7 protein-coding genes and 1 pseudogene are annotated in these 9,342 nt (G+C 67.6%); 1 reads left to right on the plus strand and 7 read right to left on the minus strand.

What is annotated here, in order from left to right:
* The 6 genes from OXF11_06970 to OXF11_06995 all read right to left on the minus strand — a co-directional run.
* On the minus strand, positions 1 to 354 hold a 354-nt coding region (locus OXF11_06970), incomplete at its 3' end, for an extracellular solute-binding protein (protein MCY4486845.1).
* Positions 355 to 509: 155 nt separating this feature from the next.
* Positions 510 to 1,802: a citrate synthase gene (locus OXF11_06975; GenBank protein MCY4486846.1), complete on the minus strand. Its 1,293-nt coding sequence runs from the start codon at positions 1,800 to 1,802 to the stop codon at positions 510 to 512.
* Positions 1,803 to 1,963: 161 nt separating this feature from the next.
* On the minus strand, positions 1,964 to 2,716 hold the full coding sequence (locus OXF11_06980) for an SDR family NAD(P)-dependent oxidoreductase (protein ID MCY4486847.1): 753 nt from the start codon (positions 2,714 to 2,716) through the stop codon (positions 1,964 to 1,966).
* Positions 2,717 to 2,736: 20 nt separating this feature from the next.
* On the minus strand, positions 2,737 to 3,861 hold the full coding sequence (locus OXF11_06985) for a mandelate racemase/muconate lactonizing enzyme family protein (GenBank protein MCY4486848.1): 1,125 nt from the start codon (positions 3,859 to 3,861) through the stop codon (positions 2,737 to 2,739).
* Between the two features lie 62 nt (positions 3,862 to 3,923).
* Positions 3,924 to 4,478 (minus strand): O-acetyl-ADP-ribose deacetylase, encoded by a 555-nt coding sequence (locus OXF11_06990; protein ID MCY4486849.1) that lies wholly within the window; start codon positions 4,476 to 4,478, stop codon positions 3,924 to 3,926.
* Positions 4,478 to 5,623, minus strand: coding sequence for a methionine synthase (locus OXF11_06995; protein ID MCY4486850.1), 1,146 nt, complete (start codon positions 5,621 to 5,623; stop codon positions 4,478 to 4,480). Before OXF11_06995 ends, OXF11_06990 begins: the two co-directional genes overlap by 1 nt.
* A 445-nt stretch (positions 5,624 to 6,068) precedes the next feature.
* On the opposite strand from OXF11_06995, the gene OXF11_07000 reads away from it, so the two are divergent.
* Entirely contained in the window at positions 6,069 to 8,276 is a 2,208-nt protein-coding gene (locus OXF11_07000; protein ID MCY4486851.1) for a N,N-dimethylformamidase large subunit, read from the plus strand.
* 84 nt (positions 8,277 to 8,360) lie between these two features.
* On the opposite strand, the pseudogene OXF11_07005 reads toward OXF11_07000, so the two are convergent.
* Positions 8,361 to 9,342, minus strand: a pseudogene (locus tag OXF11_07005) (ATP-dependent DNA ligase).

Genomic DNA, 9,342 nt, shown 5'->3' on the forward strand with positions numbered 1-9,342 from the left:
CTGGTCGTAGAGGGCCGGCTCGTAGGCGCTCACCGGGGCATCGGCATGGGCCATCAGGCGGCCCTCGCGCTTCAGTCCTTCCATGGTGACCGTGTCGGCGATCAGCAAGACGTCCGGCCGCGGGCTCCCGGCCGCGAACTCGGCCCGAAGCTTGGCCATGACCTTGGTGGTGCCATCACGAATCCACTCGACCTCGACGCCGGCGTGTTGGGCCTTGAAGGCATCGACCGTCTGCTGAGCATCGCGGTTTGGCTGGCTCGTGTAGACCACCAATTTGCCCGATACGGCCCAGGAAGGGCCTCCGAAGGCGAACAACGCCGCCAGAATGCTGGCCGCGGTAAGCAATTTTCTCATGATCGTGTCCTTTCCGGGATTCCCCTGCGCCGTTCTCATGACTGAACGCACATGCGCTCGTATTCGGCACCTTCCGGAGGTGCAGCGTGCAGGTAATCAGCCCCGGATGAAAGGCGTGTGACGTCCGGGTGAAGTGTCTGTGTCTCGCGGCACGTCTACGCCGCTTTCCGGCGGTCCATGGGCACGTAGTCGCGGATTTCCTGGCCGAGGTAGAGCTGGCGCGGGCGCGCGAGCTTCTGCTCGGGATCCACCAGCATCTCCTCCCACTGGGCGAGCCAGCCGGAGGTGCGGGCGATGGCGAACAGCACCGGGAACATGCTCACCGGGAGGCCCATGGACTGGTAGATGAGGCCGGAGTAAAAGTCCACGTTGGGGTAGAGCTTGCGCGTGATGAAGTACTCGTCCTCCAGGGCGATGCGCTCGAGCTCCAGGGCGATGTCCAGCAGCGGATTGCGCCCGGTGACCTCGAATACCTGGTCCGCGATCTTCTTGATGACCTTGGCCCGCGGGTCATAGTTCTTGTAGACGCGATGCCCGAAGCCCATCAGGCGCCCTTCCCCCGCCTTCACACCCTTGATGAAGGCCGGCACCTTGTCCTTGGAGCCGATCTCTTCCAGCATGCGCAGCACCATCTCGTTGGCGCCGCCGTGAAGTGGTCCGTAGAGGGCGGCGGCGGCCCCGGCCAGCGCCGAGTAGGGGTCGGTCTGGGAGCTGCCGACGTTGCGCATGGCGTTGGTGCTGCAGTTCTGCTCGTGGTCCGCGTGCAGGATGAAGAGCACGTCCAGCGCCTTCTCCAGCACCGGATTGGGTGAATACTTGAGCTCGGTCATCTTGTACAGCATGTTGAGGAAGTTGCCGGTGTAGCTGAGGTCGTTGTCCGGGTAGGCGTAGGGCAGCCCCATGGCGTGGCGGTAGACGAAGGCCGCCACGGTGGGAATCTTGCCCATCAGGCGATAGATCTGCTTGCGCCGGGACTCAGGGGCGAAGATGTTCTTGGAGTCGGGGTAGAAGGTCGACAGCGCGGCGATGGAGCTCACCAGCGTCCCCATGGGGTGGGCGTCGTACTTGAAGCCGTCGATGAACTTCTTGATGTTCTCGTGCAGCAGCGTGTGGTGGTTGATGTTCCAGCTCCAGTCATCCAGCTCCGCCGCGCTGGGAAGCTCGCCGTGGAAGATCAGGTAGGTGGTCTCCAGGTAGGTGCTGCCCTCGGCCAACTGCTCGATGGGGTACCCGCGGTAGCGCAGGATGCCGGCCTCGCCGTCGATGTAGGTGATGTGGCTGTGGCAGGATGCCGTATTGAGGAAGCCCGGGTCATAGCTCATGAGGCCGAAATCGTCTTCGGATGCCTTGATCTGGCGCAGCTCGAACGCATTGATGGCGCCGTTCTGGATCGGAATCTCGTAGGTTTTTCCCGTCCGGTTGTCCGTTACGGATAAGTTGTCAGGCATGCCTCTTTCCTCTCTTCGCGATTTTGAAAGTAGGACTCTTAGAACATCCCCGGTAAGCGGTCAACCCATTTTTGACGGTCCTTCCGCTTGACATTTCGTGCCGAATTCGTTCTCGGAATAGCGCCGGTGAAGCCCCCTTCCGCGCCCGTCTTCGGCCCGCTTCACGCGCCCGTCAGGCGCATGCCGCCGTCCACCGGAAGGATCGCGGCGGTGACGTGTGAGGCGGCGTCCGAGGCGAGGTAGAGGGCCGCCCGGGCCACGTCCTCGGGCTCGCCGATGCGCCCGAGCGGCACCCGGGTGGCGTAGCGCGCCAGCTTCTCCGGAGTCGAGGTGTCCACCATGGGAGTCCGGTTGGGGCCGGGGCAGATACAGTTCACGCGGATGTTCTGGCGCGCGTGGTCCTCGGCCATGGCTTCGGTCAGGCGCACCATCCCGCCCTTGGACGCGCAGTAGGCGGCGCGCCCGGCCTGCCCCATCATGCCCGAACGGGCGGCGATGGTGATGATGGCGCCGCCGCCGCGCCCGGCCATCTCGGGGATGGCGTGGCGGCACACGTTGAAGACCCCCTTGAGGTTGGTGTCCAGGGTGCGGTCCCACTCCTCCTCGGTGATCTCCGTCACCGCGCCGTTGGTGCGCACGCCTGCGCTGTGGACGACGATGTCGAGGCCGCCGTAGCGGTCCACGGTGGCGGCCACCACCTCCTTCATCTCGTCCGAGGACCTGACGTCCGCGGGCGTGAACATGGCCGTGCCGCCCGCCGCGCCGATGAGGGACAGGGTCTCCTCGCCCTTGCTCGACGTGGTCGAGGTCCCCGCCACCGCGCACCCTTCGCGCGCGAAACACACCGCGATGGCCCGTCCCAGGCCCGAGCCGAAGCCGGTCACCAGGGCGACCTTGCCTTCGAGTTGTGCCATGGCCTTGTTCCTTTCCGCGTTCAGTCCCCGGCGTACTCCCGCACGGCGTCTTCGTTGAGGACCATGCCGTGTCCGGGGGTCTCCGGCAGCGTCAGCCAGCCATCCTCGGGCGCGGGCGGGTCCTTGTAGAGGGTCTTGGCCATGTGCCAGTCGTTGACGTGGAACTCGGTACGCCAGCCGTTGGGCACGGCGGCGTGAAGGTTCATGTCGTAGTAGGCGCCGTTGCCGATGGGCAGGTCGAAGGCCTGCGCCACCGCCGCCGCCTTCATGCCCATGGTGAAGCCGCCGACGGAGCCCACCTGGATGTTCAGGAAATCCACCGCATCGGCCCGCGCCAGCCCGGCCAGGCCGTGGAAGTCCTCCCATTGCCCGGCGGCGATGGGGATGGAGGTGTGGCGCCGGAGCGCCGCCAACCGCTCCGGATCGTTCCGCAACAGAGGCTCCTCGAACCACATGAGGTTGTAGGGCTCCAGCCGCTTGCACCAGCGCAGCGCGGCGTCGTAGCGCAGCAGGCAGGCCGCGTCCACCATCAACTCCACCTCGTTTCCCACCGCTTCGCGCACCGCCCGCACCCGGCGCTCGTCCTCCGCCGGGTCGTCCTCCCGGTGGACGCCGCTGGCCCCGCGCATGTCCATCTCGCCGCGCATGTTGAGGCGTCCCACCATCAGCTTGAGGCGCTTGTGGCCTTGGCTGACCCAGTGCCGCGCGGCGTCCACCAGGGCGTCCCGGCCGTAGCTCCGGACACCGAAGGTGAAGTAGCTGGGAACCGACGGCTGCGCCCCGCCCAACAAGCGCCACACCGGCTGATCGTAGAGCTTGCCCTTGATGTCCCACAGCGCCACGTCGATGGCGCTCACCGCGCCGTTCCACACACCCGACTCGGCCCGCGGGTTGAAACGCCAGCGCATCTCGTGCATCAGGCGCTCGTTCTCCAGCGGGTCCCGCCCAACGAGGAAAGGCGTGAGGTCCGTCTCGATGAACCGCAGGATGGCGGAGCCGGGACCGTGGCCTATCTCGGCGGTGCCGGTCAGGCCCTGGTCGGTCTCTACCCACACCAGGTCAACGGAGGCGGTCCGCCGTTCGTGGAAAGGCAGATCCAGCGGAATGTTCGAGAGCCGCCGGGTCTTGATGGCTGTGATCTTCATGGTGTCGAGTCTCCGTTGGTGACCATGGGCTGTCGTCCGCCCATGATGGGTCCGATTAATCCTTACTCCGCGTCGAAAACCTGGTGCCGCATGAACACTTCCGCGTCCCGTGCCAGAAAGAACACCAGCCGGACCTCCCGGATGGACGGGTGGGCACCCAGGGAGTCCTGGATCGCCCGGGACGACACCGCGGCCGCCTCGTCCATCGGGTAGCCGTAGATGCCGGTGGAGATGGCCGGAAAGGCCACCGTGGCCAAACCCTCGTCGGCGGCGATGCGCAGGGAATTGGCGTAGCACCGGGCCAGGTTCTCCGCCTTGTCCGAGCCCCCGCCGCCGTAAACCGGGCCCACGGTGTGGATCACGTGCCGCGCGGGCATGTTCCCGGCCGTGGTGACCACCGCGCCGCCGGTGGGAAGTCCGTCCGGGTAGCGCGTGGCTCGGATAGTCCGGCATTCCTCCAGAATAGCCGGACCGCCCGCCCGATGGATCGCCCCGTCCACCCCGCCGCCACCCATCAGGGTGCCGTTGGCTGCGTTCACCACCGCGTCCACCGCCTCCTGGGTGATGTCTCCCACCTTGACGGTGACGCGACCGCCGGCGAAGCTCGGAAAGTCCATCACCCCCATACCTGCCGCGCGGTCTCCACCACTCGCTCGAGCTTGCGCTTCTGGTCGTCGGGCGTGATGAGATTGCCCACCACGTCGGAGGAGAAACCGCATTGAGGGCTGATGGCCAACTGTTCCAGCGGCAGGTAGCGGGCGGCGTCATCGATGCGCCGCTTCAGGAAATCCACGCTCTCCAGCTCGGGCACCTTGGTGCTCACCAAGCCCAGCACCACCACCGTTCCCTTGGGGACAAAGCGCAGCGGCTCGAACCCGCCGGCGCGTTCGGTGTCGTACTCCAGCAGCAGCCGGCGGTGCCGCAGGCCGGAGAACAGCCGTTCCGCCACCGCGTCGTAGGAGCCCTCCCGGTGCCACATGCTGCGCTGGTTGCCGCGGCACAGGTGGATGCCCGACACGGCGTCGCCGAAGGCTTCGACGATCCGGTTGTCGGCGGCGATGGAGCGCTCCAGGTTGGCTTCCGGGTCCTCGCCGCGCGCGCGCATGGCCGCCACGGACGGCTCGTCCACGTAGGCCGTGTAGCCGGGCGCGTCGATCTGGACGTAGCGGCAGCCGGCCTCCACCAGGCTCGCCACCATGGCCTTCTCGATGGCCACGACATCGGCGAGGAAGTCGTCCATGGTGGGATAGACGCCGCGCGAGTTCTCGTGGTCGAAGCGCTGGCTGATGCGGTCGGGTCCCACCAGAGCCACCTTGGCCGGCGTACCGGTCGCGGCACCGAGGAAGCGGTATTCCTCGAGCGGCAGGTTCCGCGCCAGGCGCAGGCGTTCCACCGCCGGCAGCCGGTGCCACACCGGCACCTGGGGGTCTACGTCGCGCTGCACGTCCCAGCGCCGCAGCGCCGTCCCGCCATGGGACTGGCGCTCCAGTATCTCCATTCGCGCCGACCCGGAGCGGAATCCGTCCACGCACGCACCGAAACTGTCCTGGAAGTTGAGCCTGCGGAACTCCCCGTCGGTGACCACGCCCAGGCCCGCGCCCTCCTGGAGTGCCACGGCCTCCCGGATGGCCGCGTCCTCGACCTCCCGCAGCCCGTCCGCGTCCAGCTCGCCCGTATCGAAGCGGCGGCGCGCCTGCTTGAGCCCGTCGGGGCGCAGCAGGCTCCCCACCACGTCGGTCCTCATGGTTGCCAGTTCGCTCATCGCGGTCCCTTCTCTCTCCGAGTCGTTGCAGTCCCTTCTCATCGGGATGCTTCCGCTATTTCCCGTCCTCGTCACGTCATTCCCGCCCTCGTCACCTCATTCCCGCCCTCGTCACCTCATCCCCGTCCCTTCACGTCATTCCTGCCCTCTTCACGTCATTCCTGCCCTCTTCATGTCATTCCCGCCCTCTTCATGTCATTCCCGCCCTCTTCATGTCATTCCCGCGGAAGCGGGAATCCAGGCAGGGCGAGGCGGGGCACCACGGTCGTTCCCCCTCCCCGCCCATGGATTCCCGCTTGCGCGGGAATGACGATTCGGGGCGTATCGAAGGCGCCTGAAAAGTGGCAAGAACCCCGTCTGCTCCATGAGCGTGGTGTCTGTCAAGCTCTCGGTCTTGAAGGTGAGAACAGGCTGCGCTCTAATGGCGTGGCCAAGGAGACACGACATGCTACCCATCACAGCCTATGCCGACCGCTACTCGGTAGCGCCCGGCGAGACCATCGCGTTCAAGGTGAGCTCGGCCGCGTCCGAGGACTATGAGGCACGCTTGGTGCGCGTCATCAGCGGCGACCCCAACCCGGACGGCCCCGGCATCCGCGAACAACCCGTGGACGCCGCCTTTGCCGGAGTCTACCCGTCGCGGGTGCAGCCGATCCGCAGCGGCTCATATGCACGGGTCGCCGGCACCGCACCCCTGGACGCGCTCCGCAGCTTCACGGTGACCGCCGTCATCTGGCCCACCCTGCCGGTCCTCGATCACCGGCAGGGTCTTGTGTCGCGGGTCGATGCCGCCACTGGCGCGGGCTTCACCCTGGAGATCGACGAACAGGGTTCCCTCGCGGCCGTCTTGAGCGACGGCACCGCGACCCGCGGCGCCAGTGTCGGCAAGGAACTGCGTACCCGCGCCTGGTACCGGGTCTTCATGAGCTACGATGCGGACAAGGGGGAGCTTGCTCTGGGCCAGCAGGCATTCGCGCCGGCGATGATGGTCGACGACTCGGGCGTGGTCGCCACCTCCGCCGGGTTCGGTGGGAGCTGCGCCGGGAGCGGCGACCTCCTGTTCGCGGCGCGCGCGGGCTCGCCTCCCCACGACCACTACAACGGCAAGCTCGAAGCGCCGCGGGTGCTGGCGGCGGCGCTGGACCCGGATGCGGCGTTCCGCGCGGCGGGAGAGGCTCCGGACTCCCGCGATGCGGTCGTGGCGTCATGGGACTTCTCCCGCCAGATGTCGTCGGCGCGCATCATCGACACCGGCCCGGACGCGATGCACGGCGAGACCGTCAACCTGCCGACCCGCGCCATGAAAGGCTCGCGCTGGACCGGCGAGGAGATGTGCTGGCGCCACGCCCCGGAGCACTACGCCGCAATTCACTTCCACGACGACGACATCTACGACTGCGGCTGGGAGACCGACTTCAGCTTCCGGGTGCCGGAGGACTTCAGGAGCGGCGTCTACGCGGTGCGCCTGCGCGCGGGTGACGACGAGGACATGGTGCCCTTCTTCGTGCGCGCCGCTCCGGGACGGCCCCAGTCGAGCGCCTGCGTGCTCATCCCCGCCTTCACCTACATCGTCTATGCCAACTCCGTCCGCGACAGGGCCAACGACGCCTACCGCGAGCACGTGGCGCGCTGGGGGGCGAGCCCCTGGACGCCGGACGAGCATCCCGAGTACGGCATCTCCACCTACAACTACCACTCCGACGGCAGCGGGGTTAGCTATTCGTCGCGGCTCCGTCCCATCCTGAACCAGCGCTCCGGCTACTTGTCCTACGCGGTTCCCGAAGCCGGTTCCGGCCTGCGCCACTTCCCCGCCGACACCCACCTGCTGGCGTGGCTGGAGGCGCTGGGCCACGATTTCGACGTCATCACCGACGAGGACCTCGACGCCGACGGCGTCGGCGCCATCGCGCCGTACAAGGTGGTGATGACGACCACGCACCCCGAGTACCAGACACCGCGCTCGCTCGACGCCCTCACGGACTACACCGGGCAGGGCGGGCGGCTGATGTACCTGGGCGGCAACGGTTTCTACTGGCGCGTCGCGGTCAGTCCGGAGTTCCCCGGCGCGGTGGAGATCCGCCGGGGCGAGTCCGGGATCCGCGCCTGGGCGGCGGAGCCCGGGGAGTACTACAACGCCTTCGACGGCTGCTACGGCGGACTGTGGCGGAGCAGCGGCCGCGCCCCCCAACGCCTGGCGGGAGTGGGGTTCATATCACAGGGCGACTTTCGCGGCACCAGTTACCGGCGCCTGCCCGCTTCCCACGATTCCCGCGCCGCCTGGATCTTCGAGGGTATCGGGGACGAGGTCCTCGGCGACTTCGGACTGAGCGGCGGGGGCGCGGCCGGCTTCGAGCTCGACCGGCTGGACACGAACCTGGGTTCTCCGCCCCACGCCCTCGTGCTCGCCTGCTCGGCGGAGCCGGACGACAGCTTCACGCTGGTCCCGGAGGAGATCGTGGCCCTTTACCGCAGACGTCCCCACCTTGTGCGGGACCTCCTCCGCGCCGAGATCGTGTTCTTCGAGACCCCCAACGGCGGCGCGGTGTTCTCGGTGGGCTCCATCACGTTCTGCGGCAGCCTCCCCCACAACGATTTCGACAACAACATCTCGCGCATGGTCGACAACGTGCTGCGGCGGTTTCGGAGCGAGTGAACGGCGGATGTGGGGACGGGCTCGGGGCGAACAGGTGCAAGGAAGATGATTCGTTCGTCCTGAGCGAAGCGAAGTCGAAGGACACTAGCGTGCTCGGCGGAAATTGATCGGTTCACCGGCTTCGTAAATCCCGCGCACGGTGTCGATGGTGTCCGCCTGTTCCGGACGCTTGTCGGGCCGGTACCGTTTGACGCGGGCGAAACGCAGCGCGAGCCCCGCGGGATACTGCGGGCTCGCCTGCAGGTCGTTGAAGGCCACATCCACCACCGCCTCCGGCCGCACGTACACAGTGTGGCCGTCCCGGGCGGTCTCCAGCCGCTGCAGAAATTCCGTCTGTTCCGTGAGCATGGCGTCGGTGAGTCCCTTGAAGGTCTTGCCGAGCATGACGAACGAGCCGTCGGACGGGTCGCGCGCCCCCAAGTGCAGGTTGCTGAGCCAGCCCCGGCGGCGGCCGTGGCCCCACTCCGCCGCCAGCACCACGAGGTCCAGCGTGTGCACGCGCTAGACCTTGAGCCAGTTGCGGCTGCGCTCGCCCGCCTCGTAGACGCCATCGAGGGTCTTGGCCATGACCCCCTCGTGGCCCGCGGCCACGGCGGCGGCGAAGAATTCCCCACCCGCGGCCACGCTGTCGGTGACCATGCGCGGCATGCGCAGGGCGTCCGGAACGGCGGCGGCCAAGGCGCCTGTCCGCTCACGGGCGGGCGCATCGATGAGCGTCTCTCCGTCCAGGTAGAGGCAGTCGAAGAAGTACGGGAACAGCGGCAACTCGCGGCGCAGTTCCGCCACGTCGAGCTTCCGGCCGAAGCGCCGCATGGTGGTCTGGAACGGGTGCGGCTTGCCGTCAGGGCGGAAGGCCAGTACCTCGCCGTCGAGGATCACATCGGGGACCCCCAGGGAGCGCACACCCTCCACCATCTCGGGAACAGCGGCGGCCACGTCCCTGAGCCCGCGGGTGAACACCGCTACGTCCGACCCCACCTTGTGGACCTGGACGCGCGCCCCGTCCATCTTGTATTCGAGGGCCGCCGTGCCGAGCTGACGCAGGGCGTCGCCGACGTCGTCGCTC

This window comes from Deltaproteobacteria bacterium (genome assembly GCA_026712905.1).
In the GTDB taxonomy this organism is placed as follows: Bacteria; Desulfobacterota; Binatia; order UBA9968; family JAJDTQ01; genus JAJDTQ01.